Annotated in this window: 18 protein-coding genes; 12 read left to right on the plus strand and 6 right to left on the minus strand. The window is 66.1% G+C overall.

Annotated features, from left to right (window positions below; genetic code table 11):
• The first annotated feature begins 2 nt into the window (after positions 1–2).
• The 8 genes from mfd (at position 3) to ACIA48_RS23765 (ending at position 9,948) form a co-directional block, all read left to right on the plus strand.
• Positions 3–3,638: a transcription-repair coupling factor gene (gene mfd, locus ACIA48_RS23730; protein WP_396737299.1), complete on the plus strand. Its 3,636-nt coding sequence runs from the start codon at positions 3–5 to the stop codon at positions 3,636–3,638.
• Positions 3,639–3,879: 241 nt separating this feature from the next.
• A complete protein-coding gene (locus ACIA48_RS23735; RefSeq protein ID WP_396738447.1) occupies positions 3,880–4,383 on the plus strand; it encodes a hypothetical protein in 504 nt (167 codons plus the stop codon).
• Positions 4,384–4,516: 133 nt separating this feature from the next.
• Positions 4,517–5,611: a nucleoside triphosphate pyrophosphohydrolase gene (locus tag ACIA48_RS23740; protein WP_396737302.1), complete on the plus strand. Its 1,095-nt coding sequence runs from the start codon at positions 4,517–4,519 to the stop codon at positions 5,609–5,611.
• A gap of 105 nt (positions 5,612–5,716) precedes the next feature.
• On the plus strand, positions 5,717–6,454 hold the full coding sequence (locus ACIA48_RS23745) for a lytic transglycosylase domain-containing protein (protein WP_396737304.1): 738 nt from the start codon (positions 5,717–5,719) through the stop codon (positions 6,452–6,454).
• Positions 6,455–6,531: 77 nt separating this feature from the next.
• Positions 6,532–7,821: a phosphopyruvate hydratase gene (gene eno, locus ACIA48_RS23750; RefSeq protein WP_396737307.1), complete on the plus strand. Its 1,290-nt coding sequence runs from the start codon at positions 6,532–6,534 to the stop codon at positions 7,819–7,821.
• Between the two features lie 3 nt (positions 7,822–7,824).
• Positions 7,825–8,526, plus strand: coding sequence for a septum formation initiator family protein (locus ACIA48_RS23755; RefSeq protein WP_396737310.1), 702 nt, complete (start codon positions 7,825–7,827; stop codon positions 8,524–8,526).
• Complete coding sequence (locus tag ACIA48_RS23760) at positions 8,519–9,013, plus strand: DUF501 domain-containing protein (protein ID WP_396737313.1); 495 nt, start codon at positions 8,519–8,521, stop codon at positions 9,011–9,013. The genes ACIA48_RS23755 and ACIA48_RS23760 overlap by 8 nt, the downstream gene beginning before the upstream one ends.
• Positions 9,010–9,948 (plus strand): exopolyphosphatase, encoded by a 939-nt coding sequence (locus ACIA48_RS23765; protein WP_396737316.1) that lies wholly within the window; start codon positions 9,010–9,012, stop codon positions 9,946–9,948. The genes ACIA48_RS23760 and ACIA48_RS23765 overlap by 4 nt, the downstream gene beginning before the upstream one ends.
• Before the next feature lie 223 nt (positions 9,949–10,171).
• Here ACIA48_RS23765 and ACIA48_RS23770 read toward each other — a convergent pair whose 3' ends face one another.
• The 4 genes from ACIA48_RS23770 to ACIA48_RS23785 all read right to left on the minus strand — a co-directional run bounded on the left by ACIA48_RS23770 (position 10,172) and on the right by ACIA48_RS23785 (position 15,396).
• Entirely contained in the window at positions 10,172–10,453 is a 282-nt protein-coding gene (locus ACIA48_RS23770) for a hypothetical protein (RefSeq protein WP_396737318.1), read from the minus strand.
• A gap of 71 nt (positions 10,454–10,524) precedes the next feature.
• Positions 10,525–13,341, minus strand: a complete 2,817-nt coding sequence (locus ACIA48_RS23775; protein WP_396737321.1) for an aminotransferase class I/II-fold pyridoxal phosphate-dependent enzyme — start codon at positions 13,339–13,341, stop codon at positions 10,525–10,527.
• Positions 13,342–13,450: 109 nt separating this feature from the next.
• Positions 13,451–14,236, minus strand: coding sequence for an enoyl-CoA hydratase-related protein (locus tag ACIA48_RS23780; protein WP_396737324.1), 786 nt, complete (start codon positions 14,234–14,236; stop codon positions 13,451–13,453).
• The gene (locus tag ACIA48_RS23785) at positions 14,233–15,396 is read right to left on the minus strand and encodes an SRPBCC family protein (protein WP_396737327.1); all 1,164 of its coding nucleotides are present in this window, start codon (positions 15,394–15,396) and stop codon (positions 14,233–14,235) included. The genes ACIA48_RS23780 and ACIA48_RS23785 overlap by 4 nt, the downstream gene beginning before the upstream one ends.
• Positions 15,397–15,505: 109 nt before the next feature.
• Here ACIA48_RS23785 and gnd point away from each other — a divergent pair, with 109 nt between their 5' ends.
• The 3 genes from gnd to ACIA48_RS23800 are packed head-to-tail and all read left to right on the plus strand — an operon-like array spanning position 15,506 to position 18,713.
• A complete protein-coding gene (gnd, locus tag ACIA48_RS23790) occupies positions 15,506–16,519 on the plus strand; it encodes a phosphogluconate dehydrogenase (NAD(+)-dependent, decarboxylating) (RefSeq protein WP_396738448.1) in 1,014 nt (337 codons plus the stop codon).
• A gap of 5 nt (positions 16,520–16,524) precedes the next feature.
• Positions 16,525–17,919 carry a glucose-6-phosphate dehydrogenase gene (gene zwf, locus ACIA48_RS23795; RefSeq protein WP_396737330.1) on the plus strand — a complete coding sequence of 465 codons (1,395 nt, stop codon included), beginning with the start codon at positions 16,525–16,527 and terminating at the stop codon, positions 17,917–17,919.
• On the plus strand, positions 17,919–18,713 hold the full coding sequence (locus tag ACIA48_RS23800) for a PaaX family transcriptional regulator C-terminal domain-containing protein (protein WP_396737333.1): 795 nt from the start codon (positions 17,919–17,921) through the stop codon (positions 18,711–18,713). Before zwf ends, ACIA48_RS23800 begins: the two co-directional genes overlap by 1 nt.
• A 79-nt stretch (positions 18,714–18,792) precedes the next feature.
• Here ACIA48_RS23800 and ACIA48_RS23805 read toward each other — a convergent pair whose 3' ends face one another.
• Positions 18,793–19,398 (minus strand): TetR/AcrR family transcriptional regulator, encoded by a 606-nt coding sequence (locus ACIA48_RS23805; RefSeq protein ID WP_396737336.1) that lies wholly within the window; start codon positions 19,396–19,398, stop codon positions 18,793–18,795.
• A 37-nt stretch (positions 19,399–19,435) separates the two neighbouring features.
• On the opposite strand from ACIA48_RS23805, the gene ACIA48_RS23810 reads away from it, so the two are divergent.
• Positions 19,436–19,903: a hypothetical protein gene (locus tag ACIA48_RS23810; RefSeq protein ID WP_396737339.1), complete on the plus strand. Its 468-nt coding sequence runs from the start codon at positions 19,436–19,438 to the stop codon at positions 19,901–19,903.
• Position 19,904: 1 nt separating this feature from the next.
• Here ACIA48_RS23810 and ACIA48_RS23815 read toward each other — a convergent pair whose 3' ends face one another.
• Positions 19,905–21,785, minus strand: coding sequence for a propionyl-CoA synthetase (locus ACIA48_RS23815; protein ID WP_396737342.1), 1,881 nt, complete (start codon positions 21,783–21,785; stop codon positions 19,905–19,907).
• Positions 21,786–21,798 lie beyond the last annotated feature (13 nt).

Here is a 21,798-nt window from a genome sequence, read left to right on the forward strand (position 1 = left end):
TCATGACGTCATCGGGGATCACCCATGCCCAGACCCCGATCGCCGGGATCGTCGAACTGGCGCTACGGGACCCTTCGCTGCAGAAGGTCGTCGACCGCGCCGCCGACAAACCGGCCGATCTGGCACTGGTCGGGCCGGCCAGCGCGCGGGTGTACGTCGCGAGCGCGCTCGCCTCAGCAGGCCCGCTACTGGTCGTCACCGCGACCGGTCGCGAGGCCGACGACCTGACCGCCGAATTGCAGGGCGTGTTCGGCGACGCCGTCGCACTGTTCCCGTCCTGGGAGACGCTGCCGCATGAGCGGCTCTCCCCGGGCGTCGACACCGTCGGCGCGCGCCTGATGCTGCTGCGACGCCTCGCATATCCAGACGACGAGCGCCTCGGCCCACCGCTGCGCGTCGTCGTGACGACGACCAGATCGCTGCTGCAGCCGATGGCTTCCGACCTGGCCGACATCGACCCGGTGACGCTGAGCGTGGGCTCCGAAGCGGACTTTGACCAAGTGATCGCGCGACTGGTGGATTTGGCCTACACCCGCGTCGACATGGTCGGCAAGCGCGGTGAGTTCGCGGTGCGCGGCGGCATCCTCGATGTCTTCCCGCCGACCGCCGAACATCCGGTTCGCATCGAGTTCTGGGGCGACGAGGTGTCGGAGATGAGGATGTTCTCCGTCGCCGATCAGCGGTCGATCCCCGAGATCGACGTCGCCGTGCTCATCGCCGTGCCATGCCGTGAGGTGCTGCTGACCGCGGACGTCCGCGTCCGCGCCGCCGACCTGGCCGCTGATCACCCGGTTGTCGACAACTCGGTGTCCGGCAGCGTGCCCGACATGCTCGCCAAGCTGTCAGAGGGCATTCCCGTCGATGGCATGGAGGCGCTGCTGCCGCTGCTGCGTCCGACCGACCTGGCCACGCTGACCGCACATCTGCCGTCGGGCACCCCGGTGCTGATCTGCGACCCCGAGAAGATCCGCACCCGCGCGGCCGACTTGATCAAGACGGGTCGCGAGTTCCTGGAGGCGTCCTGGTCGGCGGCGGCGGTGGGCGGTGACGCGCCGATCGACCTGGAGGCGATGGGCGCGTCAGGCTTCATCGAGCTGGACGACGCCCGCACCGCGGCCCGCGACGGTGGTCACCCGTGGTGGACGCTGAGCCAGCTGTCCGACGAGTCCGCACTCGAGCTCGACATCCGTCCGGCGCCATCGGCGCGCGGCCAGCAGAGCAATGTCACCGAGATCTTCGCGATGCTGCGCGCTCACGTCCTCACCGGCGGGCACGCCGCCGTCGTCGCACCCGGTACCGGCACCGCGCACCGCATTGTCGAACAACTACGTGAATCCGATACGGCGGCAGTCTGTTTGGAGCCCGGTGAGGATCTGCGGGACGGGATCGTCAACGTGCTCAAGGGGCCGTTGCACGACGGCGTCGTGATACCCGGTGCCAACCTGGTGGTGATCACCGAGACGGATCTGACGGGCAACCGGGTCGCGGCCACCGAGGGCAAGCGGCTGGCGGCCAAGCGACGCAACGTCGTCGATCCGCTGGCGCTGACCGCGGGCGATCTCGTGGTGCACGACCAGCACGGCATCGGCCGGTTCGTCGAGATGACCGAACGGGTGGTCGGCGGCGCCCGCCGCGAATACCTGGTGCTGGAATACGCGTCCTCGAAACGCGGCGGCGGCTCCGACCGGCTGTACGTGCCGATGGACTCACTGGATCAGCTGTCGCGCTACGTCGGCGGTGAATCGCCGACATTGAGCAAGCTCGGCGGCAGCGACTGGACGAACACCAAGACCAAGGCCCGCCGCGCCGTGCGCGAGATCGCGGCCGAGCTGGTCTCGCTGTACGCCAAGCGACAGGCCTCGCCGGGGCACGCGTTCGGACCCGACACTCCGTGGCAGAACGAGATGGAGGACGCGTTCGGGTTCACCGAGACGGTCGACCAGCTCACGGCCATCACCGAGGTCAAGGGCGACATGGAGAAGCCGGTCCCGATGGATCGCGTGATCTGTGGTGACGTCGGCTACGGCAAGACCGAGATCGCGGTGCGGGCGGCGTTCAAGGCGGTGCAGGACGGTAAGCAGGTCGCGGTCCTGGTGCCGACGACGCTGCTGGCCGACCAGCATTTGCAGACGTTCACCGCGCGCATGGCCGGCTTCCCCGTCACCGTGAAGGGGCTGTCCCGGTTCACCGACCCCGCGGAGTCGCGCGGGGTGCTCGAGGGCATGAAGGACGGCTCGGTTGACATCGTGATCGGCACCCACCGGCTGTTGCAGACCGGGGTGATGTGGAAGGACCTCGGCCTGGTCGTGGTCGACGAGGAACAGCGATTCGGCGTCGAGCACAAGGAGCACATCAAGTCGATGCGCACCCACGTCGACGTGCTGACGATGAGCGCCACCCCGATTCCCCGCACGCTGGAGATGAGCCTGGCGGGCATCCGGGAGATGTCGACGATCCTCACCCCGCCCGAAGAGCGCTACCCGGTGTTGACCTACGTCGGTCCGCACGACGACAAGCAGGTCGCAGCAGCGCTGCGACGCGAGATGCTGCGCGACGGGCAGGCGTTCTACATCCACAACCGGGTGCGGTCGATCGACCAGGCCGCGGCGAAGGTCAGCGCGCTGGTCCCCGAGGCCCGCGTCGCCGTCGCGCATGGGCAGATGCCCGAGGAGCAGCTGGAGAAGACCGTCGAGGGCTTCTGGAACCGCGAGTTCGACATCCTGGTGTGCACCACGATTGTCGAGACGGGACTGGACATTTCGAACGCCAACACGTTGATCGTCGAGCGCGCAGACACCTTCGGCCTGTCGCAGTTGCATCAGCTGCGGGGCCGGGTGGGTCGTAGCCGCGAGCGCGGCTACGCGTATTTCCTTTACCCGCCCGAGGTTCCGCTCACCGAGACCGCATATGACCGTCTCGCGACCATCGCGCAGAATAACGAACTCGGCGCCGGTATGGCCGTCGCGTTGAAGGACCTCGAAATCCGCGGCGCTGGAAACGTTCTCGGGGCGGAGCAGTCCGGCCACGTCGCCGGCGTCGGCTTCGACCTCTACGTGCGCCTGGTCGGTGAGGCGGTGGAGGCCTATCGCGCCGCGGCCGACGGGAAAACCGTTCTGGCGCCGGAGGAACCGAAGGATGTGCGGATCGATCTGCCGGTCGACGCGCACCTGCCGCCGGACTACATCGGGAGTGACCGTCTGCGGTTGGAGGCCTATCGCAGGCTGGCGGCGGCTGCGGACGATGCTGCAGTGGACGCGGTGATCGACGAACTCGTCGACAGGTACGGCCCACTGCCCGAACCCGCACGACGTCTGGTTGCGGTGGCACGGTTGCGACTGCTGTGCCGGCACTACGGCGTGACCGAGATGAGCACGGTGTCGGAGGCGACGCTGAAGCTGTCGCCGTTGCAGTTGGTGGATTCTCAGCAGCTGCGGCTGAAGCGGCTGTATCCGAGCGCGGCGTACCGCGCGACGACGTCGACGGTGCAGGTGCCGATTCCCCGAGTGGGCGGCGGTGTCGCGGCGCCACGCCTACGTGATCTTGAACTGGTGCAGATGGTCGCCGATCTCCTGCTGGCGCTGGACGGCAAGCCACAGGGCAGTGTCGACATAATTTCTGGAACAAAATCGACAGCGTAACCGCCTGGTCAACGGGTTTGTACGGCCGTTCAACCCGCCCTCGGACGGCGCAGCGCTGTTAACGCCGCACCCGGGGAACCCGACATACACGGCGGGGGGTCAAGGTATTGCGTTGTCGTCCAAACCGCGGGCGGCGATCGTCTACGAGGCGGTTAAGCAATTCCGTAAACCGAAACATCATCGCGATTACCACCGGGCTGTTTGGTGCGTATCGCGCTGACGCAAGGCGAAGGAGTTGAAGGTGGACTTCAAGAAAATTGCAGTAACCACGACCATCAGCGGTGCACTGGGACTCGGCGCGCTTGGTTTGGGCGCGGGGCTCGCGCAGGCTGTGCCGCAGCCGCCGCCGATTCCCGTCCCGGGCATTCCGCACGTTCCTGATGTGAATGTGCCGGCTGTGAATGTTCCTGATGTGAATGTGCCGGCTGTGAACGTTCCTGATGTGAATGTGCCGGCTGTGAACGTTCCTGATGTGAATGTGCCGGCTGTCAACGTCCCTGATGTGAACGTGCCGGTTGTGCAGTTCCCCGAGGTTGACAACTACTTCAGGCTGCCGGTTGGACACATTCCGCCGGGGCAGCTGAAGAACTCGCCGTTCATCAACGGTGTGGCGAATCCGTTCTTCAACATCCCGCCGGGACAGCTGAAGAAGCTGCCCGAGGTGAATGGGGTCGCCAACCCGTTCTTCGAGCAGGCGCCGGGCCACTGGACCCTTCCAGATGACCTGTTCCCGCCGGAGTCCTGAGGCACGAAATGTGACACGATGGCCGCTCCGCCCCTGGGCGGGGCGGCCATCGCCGCACCTGGGAGCCCAGCGGTCAAAATTGGTATAACCGAGACGGGCGTTCTCGTCAGACACGCGTAAGGGGGTGTAGCCGGTGACCGTCGTCTTGGTCGACCCGCGCCGCCCTTCGTTGGTCCCGGTAGAAGCCATCGATCTGCTTGCAGGTGACGTCCAGTACACCGAGGAGATGCCGGTACGGGTGCCGTGGTCACTGCCTGCGGCCCGGCCGTGCTCCTACGATGCGTCCGACGACGAAGCCGCGCCGGTGCTGCTGTCGTCGGACCGGGAGCACCCCGCGGTAAGGACGCGACTGGCGGCCGGCGAGAGACTCATTGAGGCGCCGGGCGCGTCATCGGGTGAGCGACTGGTGGACGCGGTGGCCATGATGGACAAGCTGCGCTCGTCGGGTCCGTGGGAATCCCAGCAGACGCACGATTCGCTGCGCCGCTACCTGCTGGAGGAGACCTACGAGGTCTTCGACGCGGTGCGCAGCGGCAACGCTGACGATTTGCGCGACGAACTCGGCGACGTGTTGCTGCAGGTTCTCTTTCACGCCCGCATCGCCGAGGACGCACCCGAGCACCCGTTCTCGATCGACGACGTCGCGGACTCCCTCATCCGCAAGCTCATCAACCGCGTGCCTGCGGTGCTCGCCGGTGAAGAGGTCTCACTGGAGGATCAGCTCGCCCAATGGGAAGAGCGCAAGGCCATGGAGCGCTCGAAAAAGGGCGTCCGCTCCGTCATCGACGACGTGCCCACCGGCCAACCGGCGCTGGCGTTGGCGCAGAAGGTGCTCGAGCGGGCAACCGCGGCTGGGGTGCCCGTCGACCTGATTCCGGCGGCCATGACATCGGTGCGAGTGGCTCCACACGTCGATACCGAGAACGCGCTGCGTTCGTCGGTCCTGGAATTCATGGACATCGTCCGCACGACTGAACTCGCGGTCGCCGCCGACCGGCGCGGGGCTGACGTGCCGGAGGAACTGGACGTCGCGTCGCTCGGCGACGTCACCGAACAGGAGTGGCGAGCACACTGGCCGGACGCGGCCCGAGCACCCGACACACCCGAGGAGTCGGCGGAAGAGCCCGAGTCGACGCGTGTCGACGCATCGGACGACGACGTGGGTGGCGAGAATGACGATGAACTGGAAGATCGAGAAGATCAAGGGGTGGTCGTCGATTCGCGATGATCCCGGTTAACTGGGATTCGGCGTAGAAGGTGTCGGCCGCGCCTGCCCACAGCGTCTTGAGCGCGTGGGACCATGGCATGACCGAGGTTGGTTCGAGGGAGTTTGGTGTCGCGCGTGCGTTGGCTGCGAGCGGTCGCGGTAGTGGGAGCGACGGCGCTGCTCATGGCTTCGAGCTGTTCATGGCAGGTGGGCACCCCGATTCCGGAGGGGGTGCCACCTCCAGGGGGCGACCCTGTGCCCAAAATCGACACGCACGCTGGCGGGCGGCCCGCTGATCAGCTGCGGCAATGGGCGGCCGAACGTGCCCCCGCGCTGGGAATGCCCATCGAGGCGCTGGAGGCCTACGCCTACGCGGCGCGGGTGGCCGAGGTGGAGAACCCCGACTGCCACCTGGAATGGACGACGCTCGCTGGAATCGGTGAGGTGGAGAGCCATCACGGCACCTACCGCGGCGCGACGATCGCCGAGAACGGAGACGTCACCCCGCCGATCCGCGGTGTCCGTCTGGACGGCACCAACGGCAACCTCGAGATCTTCGACAGCGAGGGCGTCAGCCACGAGGAGGAAGAGGAATCGGTCCACGCCCGCGCGATGGGCCCGATGCAGTTCATCCCTGACACCTGGAAGCTCTATGGCGTCGACGCCAACAACGACAACGTCATCAGCCCGGACAACTTCGACGATGCCGCGCTGTCGGCGGCGGGCTACCTGTGTTGGCGGGGCAAGGATCTGTCCACACCCCGGGGCTGGATGGATGCCCTGCGGGCCTACAACCATTCCGACCAGTACGCGCGCACGGTGCGCGACTGGGCGACCGCCTACGCCAATGGACACCCCCTCTAAACACGCCGCTGCGCGGTGCAACCTCTAGGCTCATCCCCGTCAGGAATCTTTCGAACCCCCAAACCACGGAGGCGCACGTGCCCATCATCGAGCAGGTCGGAGCCCGCGAGATCCTCGATTCCCGCGGCAACCCGACGGTCGAGGTCGAGGTGGCCCTGCTGGACGGCACCTTCGCCAGGGCCGCCGTGCCGTCGGGCGCATCCACCGGTGAACACGAGGCGGTCGAGCTGCGTGACGGCGGCTCCCGCTACGGCGGCAAGGGCGTCGGGAAGGCCGTTGAAGCGGTGCTCGACGAGATCGCTCCCGCCGTCATCGGGCTCAGCGCCGACGATCAGCGACTCGTCGACCAGGCACTGCTGGACCTCGACGGCACCCCCGACAAGTCCCGCCTCGGCGCCAACGCCATCCTCGGCGTGTCGTTGGCAGTGTCGAAGGCCGCGGCCGATTCCGCCGCGCTGCCGCTGTTCCGCTATCTGGGTGGCCCCAACGCCCACATTCTTCCGGTGCCGATGATGAACATCCTCAATGGCGGCGCGCACGCCGACACTGGCGTGGACGTCCAGGAGTTCATGGTCGCCCCGATCGGAGCCCCTAGTTTCAAGGAGGCGCTGCGGTGGGGCACCGAGGTGTACCACTCGCTGAAGTCGGTACTCAAGAAGCAGGGCCTGTCCACCGGCCTCGGCGACGAGGGCGGATTCGCCCCTGACGTCGCGGGCACCAAGGCCGCGCTGGATCTCATCCTGACCGCCATCGAGGGCGCCGGCTACAAGCCCGGGTCCGACGTGGCGCTGGCGCTCGACGTCGCGGCAACCGAATTCTTCACCGAGGGAACGGGTTACAAGTTCGAGAAAGAGACCCGGACCGACATGCAGATGATCGAGTTCTATGCCGGTCTGCTCGACTCGTATCCGCTGGTGTCAATCGAGGATCCGCTGTCCGAGGACGACTGGGACGGCTGGGTGGCGCTGACCGCCGCGATCGGTGACCGCATTCAGCTGGTCGGCGACGATCTGTTCGTCACGAACCCAGAGCGGCTGGAGGACGGTATCGAGCGGGGCGCTGCCAACGCACTTCTGGTGAAGGTCAACCAGATTGGCACGCTCACCGAGACGCTGGACGCCGTCGCGCTCGCCCACAACAGCGGCTACCGCACGATGATGAGTCACCGCAGCGGCGAGACCGAGGACACGACGATCGCTGACCTGGCCGTCGCGGTGGGCAGTGGCCAGATCAAGACCGGCGCACCGGCGCGCAGCGAGCGCGTGGCCAAGTACAACCAGCTGCTGCGCATCGAGGAGACCCTCGGCGACGCCGCCCGGTATGCGGGCGACCTGGCCTTCCCACGTTATTCGGTGGAGACCAAATAGCCCGTGCCAGAAGCGAAGCGGCCCGACCCCAAGCGGCGATCCCCAACTTCTCGACCAGGGAAGTCGGGCAAGTCCGAGGGATCTCGGGGCCGTCCGCGTGGCGCTTCGCCGGTCCGTCGCGAGCCCCGCGTCACCGAGCCGCGCCCGGCACCCGCGGACGAAGCGCAGCTTGAGCCCGAGGCTGGACCTTCTGAGTCGAAGGACAGCGGTGACTCGATCCGCAAATCCATTGCGGTTGCGGCCGAACAGCAGTCCGAGCAACGGTTTGGGTCCGCGGCGCGACGGGCCGCGATCCTGGCCGCAGTGATCTGCGTGCTGACGCTGACCATCGCGGGGCCGGTGCGCACCTACTTCGGCCAGCGCACCGAGATGAAGCAACTCAAGGCCACCGAGGAACAGCTGCGCGCGCAGATCGCCGAACTCGAACAGCAGAAGGTCAAGTTTGCAGACCCGGTGTTCATTGCCGCGCAGGCGCGTGAACGTCTCGGATTCGTTATGCCGGGCGAGATTCCGTACCAGGTGCAGCTGCCTCCGGGAAGTGCGGTGCCGACGATGCCCGGCGTGGAGCCGGCGACCGTGGACCCCGACCAGCCCTGGTACACCGCGCTGTGGGGGACCATCGCCGACAAGCCGTACGGCGTCCCACCAGCTCCAGTGCCGGCGCCTCCCGCGCCGCCCAACAACGCGCCCCCGCCCGGTGGTTGAGCCGGCGGATCTGGAGGCGGTCGCCACGCAGTTGGGTCGTGAACCTCGCGGTGTGCTGGAGATCGCCTACCGGTGCCCCAACGGTGAGCCCGGCGTCGTCAGGACGGCACCGAAATTGCCTGACGGCACGCCTTTTCCGACGCTGTACTACTTGACCCATCCCGCGCTGACTGCGGCGGCCAGCCGTCTGGAATCGTCGGGCATGATGCGAGACATGACCGAGCGTCTGCAGAACGATCCGGAGTTGGCTGCCGCGTATCGGAGGGCGCACGAGTCGTATCTCGCCGAGCGGGACGCGATAGAGCCCTTGGGCACAACGTTTTCCGGCGGCGGTATGCCCGACCGGGTCAAGTGTCTGCATGTGGTGATCGCACACTCGTTGGCCAAGGGGCCTGGCACCAACCCGTTCGGCGACGAGGCGTTGGCGGTGCTCGCCGCTGAACCGGCGATGGCGGGAATTCTCGAACGGGAGACGTGGACTATATGAGTAGGGTCGGCGCCATCGACTGCGGCACCAACTCGATCCGGCTGTTGATAGCCGACATCGGCGACGGCAAGATCGCGGACCTGCATCGCGAGATGAGGATCGTCCGGTTGGGTCAAGGGGTCGACGCCACAGGGCAATTCGCTCCCGACGCATTGGACCGCACCAGGGCGGCGCTGACGGACTACGCCGAGTTGCTGCACGCCCATGAGGTGTCGGCGGTTCGGATGGTAGCCACCTCCGCGACGCGCGATGCGTCCAACCGTGATGTGTTCTTCGCGATGACCGCGGAGGTTCTTGGAGCTGTCGTGCCGGGTGCGCTCGCCGAGGTGATCACCGGGACCGAGGAAGCTGAACTGTCGTTCCGCGGGGCAGTCAACGAATTAGACGCGGCGCAAGGGCCTTTCGTCGTTGTCGACCTTGGCGGCGGGTCGACCGAAGTGGTGCTCGGGGTGCGTGACGTTGAGGCCAGCTTCTCCGCCGACATCGGCTGCGTGCGCCTGACAGAGCGCTGTCTGCACTCCGACCCGCCGGCGGCGGCCGAGGTCGCGGCGGCACGCGAGGTGGTCCGTGACGGTTTGCGTGATGCGTTCGCCGTGGTGCCCGTCGAACAGGCCCGCACGTGGGTCGGCGTGGCGGGCACGATGACGACGGTGTCGGCACTTGCGCACAAGATGACGACCTACGATTCCGAGGCAATCCACTTGTCCCGGGTTGGTTTCGGCGAACTACTTCCCGTCTGTGATGAGCTGATCGCGATGACACGTGCACAACGCGCCGCCCTCGGTCCGATGCACGAGGGCAGGGTGGACGTCATCGGCGGCGGCGCAATCATCGTCGAGGAGCTGGCGAATGCGCTGGGCGACCGTGCGGGTATCGACGAGCTCGTGGTCAGCGAGCACGACATCCTCGACGGCATCGCCCTGTCGATCGCCTAGCGTCGACGCGGCGCCGCGATTCTTTACTTGTGGACGCGGCAGCCCGCGGCGGGGCTGCCACAGTGCCTGCCGGCAGCGCAGCCGTGGCATTTACAGGTACAGCCGGTTCGGGCTTTGGAGGCTGGGACGCGCATATTCGATCACTTCCTTCCACCAGCTTCCATCAACGTATGCCTATGCCATCACCCTTCGTGCCGGTTCGGTTGATCGAACCGGCTCGAGGTTATTGGTTAGCCCAGATCGCGGCGAAGCGGCGGTCGAGCGCGGCGATCATGCGGTCCAGATCGCGCAGCTCGGCGTCATTGGCGCGAATGTCGCGGCGCAGCTGGCTGATGGCCAGCGCATCCGATCGGGTGGACATTCCGTTCAATTTCCGGGTCTGTCGCATGATCTCGGAAGCAGTGAGCGCACGCTGATCCACCAGTGCATCCCGGAAGTACGCCGCCTGTAGCGAATCGGACGCCTGCTTCTCGGCGTAATCGAAGGGCACAGTCGGAGTCGCCACGAGAAAACGGTAACTGAGGTTATGGCCGTGGGCGAGCCTACCCGTGGAATCAGTGACCCACGTCGCCCTCGTCAGCCGGGTGCCGAGGCCGTCTCAGGCGGTTCAGCGGCAATCGGCCGGTGCCCGTTGGCGGTCGGCACCTGGGCGGGCCGGCACGTCTCGATCGCCTTTTCCGTATACACGCGGTAGCCGAAATCCGGTTGATAGCCGTGGATTTCGGGTGTGTCAAGGTCGCGAATGAACGCCAGGATCTCCCTGCTGAAGACCTGGCCGGGTACCAGTACGGGGAAACCGGGTGGATACGGTGTGACGAAGGTCGCCGAGACGACGTCGATACCGGCGTCCAGTTTGGCGACGATCTCCTCGTCGGACAGGTACTCGCAGTTCGTGTCGTCGTACGACAGGTAGAACGCCCGCCGGACGTCGCCCTCTGGTGTACCTTCCGGCACAGCTTCGGCGCCGCTGTGGTCGCGGAAGACGTCGTGGAAACCGCTGAAGTCGGGTTGCGACGCCGAGGCGGCCGTCAGCCGTGCGACGCGACGTTCGAACCGGCTGCGCTCACCGAGCCCCATCTCGGAAACCTGCTCGTCGAGCTCGCGGGCGATTTTGACCAGCACCTCCACCAGGAACGCCACCGAGCTGCGGGTGGTGCCGATGTTGGTCATGAACAGGACGGTGTTCCGCGATGTCTTGTTGATCTGCACTCCATGCCGGTCCATCAACTGCTGGCGCTTGAACGTGTCACCGTCATAGCCGGTCCGGCCGATCGACAAGGTGATGCGCGACGGGTCGAGAGCGAATTCGTCGCTATCCCACGCCGCCATCATGTTGCGCAGGCCCGACCGCAGAGGCTGCTCGATGTGCGACGGCCTGAACTCGTCGGGGATCAAGTCCGAGGTACGCAGGCACGCCATGTACTTGCTCAGCAGCGGGTGATTGTCGATCGCGTCGCGCAGCTGCATGGCGTTTTCGATCTGGCGCTGCACCAGCTCGAAGCCCTCCAGGGCGACCTGCCGGCGGCCGAGATCCAGCGATGCCAGGATCTGGTAGTTGGGCGACGTCGACGTGTGCGCCATGTAGGCCTCGTGAAACGGCTCCGCGACTTTCTGGCCGAAATCCTGATCGAAGACGTGGATCATCGAGCCCTGCCGCAGCGAGGTCAGCGTCTTGTGCGTGGACTGCGCGGCGTAGACGCGCACGCGTGCCTTGGCCGGGTCGGGCATCAGCCTGCGGTTCAGCAGTTCTTCGTCGGTCGGTGGCGCCTTCGAGTCGGCTTCGAGCGTCGCCTCGAACTCGCGGCGATAGTCCTCGTCGCACAGTTTGTCCCGCAGCGCCTTGGCCGCCGCCATCGCGGTCCGCTCGCGGAGCACCGGGTGGAACCGCGCGAACGCGAACCACGCCTCGTCCCACAGGAACACGAGATCCGGTTTGATCGCCAGACATTCCTCCATGACGCGGCTGACGTCGTACACGATGCCGTCGAATGTGCAGTTGGTCAGCGAGATCATCTTCACGCGATCGAGTTTCCCGGCACGCTTGAGCGCCAACAGCTTCGACTTGATCTCCCGCAGCGGCACCGCTCCGTACATGGAATAGCACGGCAGCGCGTACGCCTCGAGATAGATCACTTGCGCACCGGCGAGCATCATCCCGTAGTGGTGTGACTGATGGCAGTTGCGGTCGAGCAGCACGATATCGCCGGGCGCGACCAGCGACTGCGTGACGATCTTGTTCGCGGTCGACGTGCCGTTGGTGACGAAGAAACTCTGACGCGACCCGTACGCCTCGGCGGCCAGCTGCTGTGCCTCGCGAAGCGGTCCCGTGGGCTCCAGCAACGAGTCCAATCCGCCACAGGTGGCTGAGGTTTCGGCCATGAAGACGTCGAGGCCGTAGAACCCGACCATGTCTTTGATCCAGTGCGAGTTCACGATCGACTTGCCCTGCGAGATCGGCAGTGCGTGGAACACGCCGGTGGGTCGGTGGCTGTACTCCTTGAGCGCGTTGAAGAACGGGGTGCGGTACCGCGCGGCCACGCCCTGCAGGATCGACAGGTGGAGTTCGAGCACGCCTTCGCGGGCGTGGAACACGCGGCGGAAATACTGGCCGAGACGTCCGGCGATGTCTTCGACCTCGATCTCCGTCATCAGATAGAGGTCCAATTCCGGCCGCAGGCGCGATAGGGAGGAAGCAAGGATCTCGACGCGCTCGTCGGGCGACTTGTGGTCGGAGAGCTCGCCCGAGATCTTGGTGTCGACGAACTCCGAGAGTGTCGACAGGTCGCGCGTGGACTGGTGTGAGAAGCGGCGGCGGATCACCACGGCCTGCAGGTTGACGTTGAGCAGTGCCGCGATCAGCGCCTCGTCGCCGCTGGACACGACCACCAACTCGAAGACGAACTCGTCGTCGGGGCGGCGCCAGTTGCGGACCTCGTTGCGCAGTGCGCGTTCCTGGTCCTCGGTCATCGACTCGACGACCAGTACCTCGAAGTAGGGAACGCCGGCGTTGGTGGCGACCTGCTTCTCGAGCTGGCGCGGATCGATCGGGAACACCTCATGGTCTTCGAGGCCCGCGTGTTCGACGTCGCCGGAGCGGTATGACTCCGTGGTCAGCGCGCGATTGATCTGTCCGACGGCCTGCCCGAACTTGTCGTAGTCGCCGGCCGAGAACAGCCGTGACACCCGGGAGAACTGCGGCATGCCCGGATAAGCCCAGTAGGGCTCGAGCGGCGTCAGGATCGTCAGCAGGTCGCGGCAGGTCGCGATGTACTCGTCCTTGAGTTCCCCGCTGCACGAGGGCCGGGACAGCTTGTCGCTGGCCTCTTCCAGCCGGCACCAGGAGTCTCCGCGCAATTGCCACACGCTGTTGTAAGCACGCGAGTTGTCGCTCATCGCCGCCCCTCTCGTCGGGGTCAAGCGTGGCCAGTGATGACATCCGCCACGCGATCAGCAGACTAACGTGGTGCGACGATCGCGTTACGGCGATTAGCTGCAATTATCGTTATCGGGACGGCGCGAGGTCCGGGTGGTCGCGTTCGTTGAACCGTCGCAATCCTTCGATCGTTTCGGCGGCGTAGATGGACCGCCCGAAGCATTCGGCTTCGATGCGCAGGCCGTCGTCCAACGGTCGGCCCTGCCCGGTGCGAGCGGCCTCCAGGTCGGTGCGCAGCGCGGGCTGGGGGAGTGCCGCGATGGTGACTGCGAGTTCGAGGGCGCGCTGCAGGCACGTTCCGCTCGGCACGACCCGGTTCACGAGGCCGATGCGTTCAGCCTCGTGGGCGTCGATGACGCGCCCGGTGATGATGAGGTCCATTGCGCGGCGATACCCCAGGATGCGGGTGAGCCGCTGGGTGCCGCCGTCGGCCAGCCCGATGTTCCATCGGCGACAGGTCACGCCGAAGGTGGCGTGCTCGTCGGCGATCGCCAGATCCGTCCAGCAGGCCCATTCCAGACCGCCGGCGTACGCGACGCCGTTGACCGCGGCGATGGTGGGCTTGTAGATGTGCGTCCAGCGCGATGGGCCCAGGACGCCGTCGTCGGGGCTCGCGTCGATTGCGAGCTCACCGGCCTGCGCGGCCTTGAGGTCGCCGCCTGCGCAGAACGCCTGATCGCCCGCGCCAGTGAGAACGCCGACGAGGGCGTCGTTGTCGGCGCGGAAGCGATCCCACGCGTCGACGAGCTCGCGATGTGTCTGCGGGCCAATGGCATTCATGCGCTCGGGCCGGTTGATGGTGATGACGGTGACAGGTCCGTGCTGCTCGTAGAGCAGGTGCTCGTAGGCGGTCATCGGGTTGACGCCAACCGGTCGTCGAGCGTCGCGTGGAAGTGGCCGATCGCGCTCTCGTGCGTGCCGAACTCCACGAACGTGTTGGCACCGGCGTGCAGCCCGCGTTGCACGCCTTCCGACATCTCGTTGTCCTCGATGCCCCCTTCGTTCAGCAGGTTTCGCGCGTCCTGGGAAGTCTGGGGGTCGGCCGTCGCGCGCTGCACCACCTCCGGCGTGACCATCGCGTAGATCGTGACGGTGGTGTGATCGATGTCGATCGGGTCGATGGTGATCACGAGTACCTGGTTCGGGAACGTCGCGACCATCACGTTGGGGAACAGGTGGTACACGTATGTGACGCGATGACCGACCTCCCACGTCGACTCGGGACGGTCACGCAGCCGTTCGATGTTCTTGAACGGGAATGTGATTCGGGTGTTCGGCCCGAAGGGTTCGACGACGTTGAGGTCGTCGTACTGAATCGGGTAGAAGGTGTCCTTGTGGGTGGTGCGGATGTGATAGCCCTCGAGGAACTGCTCGACGAGCACCTTCCAGTTCATGGTGCGCAGCGCCGGCCTCACGGCGACGAGCTGCGTCGAGTGCACCAGCTTGTCGCGCCACGGGCTGCCGTCGGCCAGTGCCGACATCGCGGCCTCCGCGCCCGGATGCGGTGAGTCCAGCGGGCCGATCACGATCAACCCATCCACCTCGAGGCTTTCGACCTCGACCAGTCCGCGGGCGGACATGTCCAGGCCGGGGAACGCATCTGCGTGCGGGACGTGCGCCAGCGCACCGTCGAGACGGTAGGTCCAGCCGTGATAGCGGCACACCAGCGCTTGAGCACATCCCGGGCCCTCAACGAGGGCCATGCCGCGGTGTCGGCACGAGTTGCGAAATACCCGTGCAGTGCCGTCGCGGCCGCGTACTGCGAACAGCGGGACGCCGAAGCTGACGCGTTCGACGTGATCACCGGGTTTGGGGAGCGCCGCAGACGGCAGATACACGCTCGGGTGGGAACGCAGCATCGCGAGTTCATCGGCGAATCGGGTTGGGTTCACATAGTTTTCGACGGGCTCGCGCCAGGCGTCGCCTTCGTCGGTCGTACCCGCGTCGATGTGCGCCAAGAGGCGGCGGACGACATTCACATCGTCAGCAACCGACGCCCGTGTCGGAGTGGACATACCACGGAAGTATCACAGTAATCACGCTACGTGTCAATCTTTTCGTGAGATAGCGTTAACATCGTGTCGGACCACGATCACGAGGAGAGACATGGCAACGGAATCGCCAATGCAACTGGGAATGATCGGGCTTGGCCGCATGGGTGCCAACCTGGTGCGACGGCTCATGCGCGACGGGCATCGCTGCGTGGTCTACGACATGAATGCCGACGCGGTGTCCGAGCTTGCCGGCGAGGGCGCGGCGGGAGCGGATTCGCTGAGTGACTTCGTCGGCAAGCTCGAGAAGCCGCGCGCGGTGTGGCTCATGTTGCCCGCCGCAGTGGTGGACTCCACGCTGGAACAGTTGGTGGATCTCCTCGAACCCGGCGACACGGTCATCGACGGTGGCAACTCCTATTACCGTGACGACATCACCCGCGCCAAGAGCCTGCTGACGAAGAACATCCACTACGTGGACTGCGGCACCAGTGGTGGCGTGTGGGGTCTGGAGCGCGGCTACAGCCTGATGATCGGCGGCGAGAACGAAGTCGTCGAACGCCTCGATCCGATCTTCAAGACCATCGCGCCGGGAGAGGGCTGTGCCGAGCCCACTCCGGGCCGCACCCGCACCGACGGCACCGCTCAAGACGGCTATTTGCACTGCGGGCCAAGCGGCGCAGGGCATTTCGTGAAGATGGTGCACAACGGTGTCGAGTACGGGATGATGGCCGCCATCGCCGAGGGTCTGAGCATCATCAAGCACGCCGATGCGGGGAAGGTCAACCGCACAGTGGACGCCGAAACCACCCCGCTGCGCGACCCCTGGGCCTACGAGTACTCGATCGACGTCGGCGAGGTCGCCGAAGTGTGGCGCCGCGGATCGGTGGTCGGCTCCTGGCTGGTCGACCTCACCGCCGACGCCCTGGCGCGCTCGCCCCAGCTCGACGACTTCACCGGCCGGGTATCGGATTCCGGTGAGGGACGGTGGACGGTACTGGCCGCGGTCGACGAAGGGGTGCCCGCTCCGGTGATCACCACGTCGCTGTTCGAGCGGTTCTCCTCACGGGACCTCGGCGAGTTCACCGACAAGCTGTTGTCGGCCATGCGCAGTGAATTCGGCGGCCACGCCGAGAAGAAGAACTAGGCATCATGACGACACCGGCGGCGACCACGCCCGCGGACGTACTGGTGATCTTCGGGATAACCGGGGACCTCGCCAGAAAGATGACCTTCCGGTCGCTGTACCGGCTCGAGCGGCGCAAGCTGCTGGACTGCCCGATCGTCGGCGTCGCCCTTGACGACTGGTCCGAGGCGACGCTGCACGACCATGCCCGCAGTTCGATCGAGACCGCGGGCGAGACGATCGACGAAGAGGTCTTCGCCCGTTTCGCACAACGCCTTTCGATGGTGTCGGGCGACTTCGGCGACGCGAGCACCTACGAAAAGGTCGCCCGCGCGATCAAGGGTAAGCACACGCCGGTGTTCTACCTCGAGATACCGCCGTCGTTGTTCGGCATGGTCGTCGAGGGCTTGGCGCACGCCAACCTGACCGATCGCGCCCGCGTGGTGGTGGAGAAGCCGTTCGGCCACGACCTGGAATCGGCCCGTGCTCTCAACGCGCAACTGCGCAGCGTGCTCGAGGAGTGGCAGATCTTTCGCATCGACCACTTCCTCGGCAAGGAACCGGCGATGGACATCATGTTCCTGCGGTTTGCCAACTCGGTGTTCGAGCCGCTGTGGAATCGCGACCGCATTCAATGCGTGCAGATCACCATGGCGGAGAACTTCGGCGTGGAGGATCGCGGCAGTTTCTATGACCCCGTCGGGGCGCTGCGCGACGTGGTGCAGAACCACCTGCTTCAGCTGATCGGGCTGTTCGCGTCCGAGCCGCCGAGTTGTGCAGGTGCCGACGGCCTACGCGATAAGCGCGCCGAGGTGTTCCGCGCGATCCCGTCGATCGATCCGGCGCACTACATCCGGGGGCAGTACGACGGATACCGGTCCATCAAGGGAGTGCGGCCGGATTCGCAGACGGAGACCTTCGCCGCGCTGAAGCTGGAGATCGACAACTGGCGATGGGCCGGAGTGCCGTTCTTCATCCGGGCAGGCAAGGCGCTTCCGGTGCGAGCCACCGAGATCCGGGTGTTCTTCAAACGTCCGCCCAAGCTCGCAGTCATGCCGGAGCGGCCCGACCCCAACCAGCTGGTGCTGCGCATCGACCCGAACCCGGGCACCGACATGATCATCCAGGCCAAGGAGCCCGGTGCGAACACCACTCGATGCGTCGACCTGTCGCTGACGTTCGCCAAGGAACTTGGAGAGGCGCCCGAACCCTACGAGCGGCTGCTGTCCGACGCGATGCGCGGCGACTCGTCGCAGTTCGCCCGGGAAGACGGTGTGGAGGAGACCTGGCGGATCGTGGAGCCGTTGATCGAATCGCCGCCCGAGCTGCAGACCTATGAGAGCGGATCGTGGGGTCCGGCCTCGGTGTCCAAACTTGTTGCCGGATACCCCAGTTGGCGTGAGCCCTGGCTGGACGTGTAGTGCCGGCAGCCTCTCGCGCCCGCGTCGCCGACCTGATCGGCGACCGCACGCTGAGCGCACGATCGGTGCTGGCGACGGCGCTGCTGGGCGCGGACGAACCGCATCTCACGGTAGGGGAGCTGGTCGGGATCGCGTCGCTGTTCGGCATCAGTGACGGCGCGGCGCGCACCTGCCTGTGGCGCATGGTGTCCAACGGTGAGCTCACCGGCGACGACGGGGTTTATGCGCTGGCTGGTCCGTTGCTCGAGCGTCGGCAGCGTGTCGACGAGGCAGCCCGATATGACGATTCCGCGTTGCCATGGGATGGCACATGGGAATTGGCGGTGGTCTCGCTGGATCGACGGTCGGCGGCCGATCGACTCGCGTTGCGTAAGTCTGCGACGGGTTTGCACCTCGCTGAGTTGCGCGAAGGCGTGTGGATCCGCCCGGACAACCTCGATCCCAAACGCCTGACGACGCTACGCGCCGTGCTGGACCGGCAGTGTGTGCACTTCCATGGCGCGGCGACGGATATTCCTGCAGAGACTGTGAGATCCCTGTTCAACCTTCATGATTGGGCGGCGGATGCGCGGCGGCTGATAGTAGCGATGCGCGACGAGTTGGACGTCGAGGCTGTTGAGGCCGACGACTTCATCTATCAATTTGCGCTGTCCATCACCGTCGTCCGGCATCTGCAGCTCGACCCGCTGCTGCCCGCCGAGTTGGAAGCTGAGGACTGGCCGGGCCACGAACTGCGCAGCACCTACCGTCAATTCGATGAGGTGTTCAAGCGCCACTTGGCGGGCCGGGGCTAGGGTTAGATCGCCGAGCAGACATGAAAACCCCCAATTCGCGCACACAATGGGGGTTTTCGCGTCTTCTCGCCGGATGAGGCTAATTCACTCCCAGTACGCCGCGCACCATCCGCTCGGCGATCAGCTCGTCGTCGCGCATACCCGCCACTCCGATCGCGAGTCCCTCGAGCGCCGCGATGAGCCCTGCCGCGAGCGTACGGGCTGACGGCCCGTCCGGTATGGCGCGCTCGCGACGCCCAGCGGTGATCAATGCGCTGAAGCGCCGCACCAGATCCTTGCCGATCTCGGCGACGGCCTTGCCGACCGGATGATCGCGACCGGCGAACTCCACCCGCAGCGCCATCATCACGCGGGGGATGTCCTGGCGGCAGAACACGATGTGCCCTCGCGCGAGCGCGATCAGCACATCGACGGGTTCACCACGTTCGGCGGCCGGCAGCCACACCTGCTCTTCCCATGTCGCGGCTACCCATTCGACGACGGCCATCGCGAGGTCCTCCTTGCCGTCGAATTGGTGATACAGCGCTCCGCGCGTATAACCCGCGTCGCCGGCCACCTGTTCGAGTGCCAGATTGCCGTATCCATAGCGTGAAATTCCCTGTGCCGCAGCCTCGAGTAGGGCCGCGCGGGTGGTGGCGCGGCGCTCGGCCTGTGTACGGCGCACCGGCGATCTAGATACAGACATGTATGTATGTTACTGTGCACGCGAGGAGGTTCCAACCATGACACTCCGAACTGAACGGCCCGGCGCCCGCCGATGCGAGGTGACTGAATCGCCAAGCCCATCGTCGGATTACGCCGACGCCTTCGAAGTGACCGTCGACGAGACTGACGCCCGTACCGCCGAGGAGGTGGTACGCACCGGCCTGTCACGAGTGGCGCCCGAACGGTTCTCGGCACTGATCCTCGCGCATCGACACATTCTGGGGTTTCGGCTCGGTCCCGCGTCGTCACAGGATCACGTGATGGGCTGGCGCGTAGTGATGTCGGAACCCGGCGTGTGCCGGCTTGAAGCCGACGGGCCGCTGATGGGAGGCACCATGGTGGCGCGTCGCGTCGATCCGGTCACCATGAGGTTGACGACGTTTGTGCGCTACCGGCAACCCCTTGCGCGGCTAGTCTGGGCGATTGCCGGGCCCATCCACCGGCGGGCCGCCCCGCAGCTGATGGAACTGTCGGCGACGCCGTAAGTCAGTCCTTCAGAATCGGTTTCAACGCGTCGAGCACCGCGGGATCCTCGATGGTCGACGGCACCGGCTCGTCGCGGCCGTCGGCGATCCCGCGCATGGTCTTGCGCAGGATCTTTCCGGAGCGAGTCTTGGGTAGTGCCGAAACGACGTCGACGACCTTGAAACACGCGACAGCACCGATGTTCTCGCGCACAGCGGTGACGAGCTCCTCGGCGAGCCCGTCGTCCGACGCACCCGCCTTGAGGACGACGAACCCGCGCGGCACCTGACCCTTGATCTCGTCGGCGACGCCGATCACCGCACACTCCGCGACCGCAGGGTGCGTGGCCAGTACCGCTTCGATCGAGCCCGTCGACAAGCGGTGTCCCGCAACGTTGATGACGTCATCGGTGCGTCCCATGACGAACAGATAGCCGTCCGCGTCTTTGTACCCGCCATCGCCGGTGAGGTAGTAGCCCGGAAACGCGGACAGGTACGACGCGACATAGCGGTCGTCGTCACCCCACAGCGTCGGGAGGGTGCCGGGCGGCAGCGGCAGCCGCACACAGATTGCGCCTTCCTCGTCGGCGTCACACTCCGAGCCGTCCGGGCGGAGTACCCGCAGGTCGTATCCGGGCATCACCGCCGTCGCCGAACCTGGCTTGATGCCGTGCGCCTCGACACCCATCGGATTGGCCGCGATCGACCAGCCCGTCTCGGTCTGCCACCAGTGATCGACCACCGGGACGCCGAGTCGCTCCGATGCCCATTCGTACGTGCCCGGGTCCAGCCGTTCGCCCGCCTGGAACAGGTACTTCAGCGACGAGAGGTCGTACTTGGCAAGGAGTTCGCCGTTGGGGTCTTCCTTCTTGATCGCCCGAATCGCCGTCGGAGCGGTGAACATCGCCTTGACCCCGTGCTCGGAGGCCACGCGCCAGAACGCGCCGGCATCGGGCGTGCCGACGGGCTTACCCTCGTACAGCACGCTCGTCGCACCGAGCATCAGCGGTCCGTACACGATGTAGGAGTGCCCGACGACCCATCCGACATCCGAAGCGGCCCAATAGGTATCGCCCGGCTCGATGTCGTAGATGTGCTTCATGCTCCACAGCAGCGCGACCGCATGTCCGCCGTTGTCGCGCACGATGCCCTTCGGCTTACCGGTCGTGCCGGAGGTGTAGAGCACGTACAGCGGATCGGTGGCCGCTACGGGCACCGGGTCGGCGGGTTCGGCGTCGGCCATGAGTTCGTGCCAGTCCAGATCGCGCCCGGCGACGAGCTCACACGGCTGCTGCTCGCGCTGCAGGATCACACACGCGGATGCGCCGTGCTCGGCGATGTCCAGTGCGGCGTCGAGCATGGGTTTGTAGTTGACCGTCCGGGTCGGCTCGACCCCACACGATGCTGTGACGATGACGGCGGGGCGAACGTCATCGATACGCGCCGCGAGTTCGTGCGCCGCGAATCCACCGAACACCACCGAATGGATGGCGCCCAGACGCGCGCAGGCCAGCATCGCGATCGCCGCCTCGGGGACCATCGGCATGTAGGTCACCACGCGATCGCCCTTGCCGACGCCCAGGCCCTTCAGCACGCCCGCGAAGCGTGCGGTCTCGTCGAGCAGTTCGCGATAGGTGTAGGTGCGCGCCGATCCGGTCACCGGGGAGTCGTAGATCAGCGCAGGCTGGTCGGCGCGGCCGCCTTCAACGTGTCGGTCCAACGCGTTGGCACATGTATTCATCTCGGCGTCGGGAAACCACCGGTAGAACGGCGGATTGGAGTCGTCGAGGATCTGTTGCGGGTCGCGGATCCAGGTGACGGCCTTGGCGGCATCGGCCCAGAAAACGGCGGGATCGGAGATGCTGGCGTCGAAGAGTTCGCGGTACCCGGCCATATCCCGCACCGTAGCGCGCGAC

It is taken from the genome of Mycobacterium sp. NPDC051804 (assembly GCF_044452905.1).
GTDB lineage: Bacteria > Actinomycetota > Actinomycetes > Mycobacteriales > Mycobacteriaceae > Mycobacterium.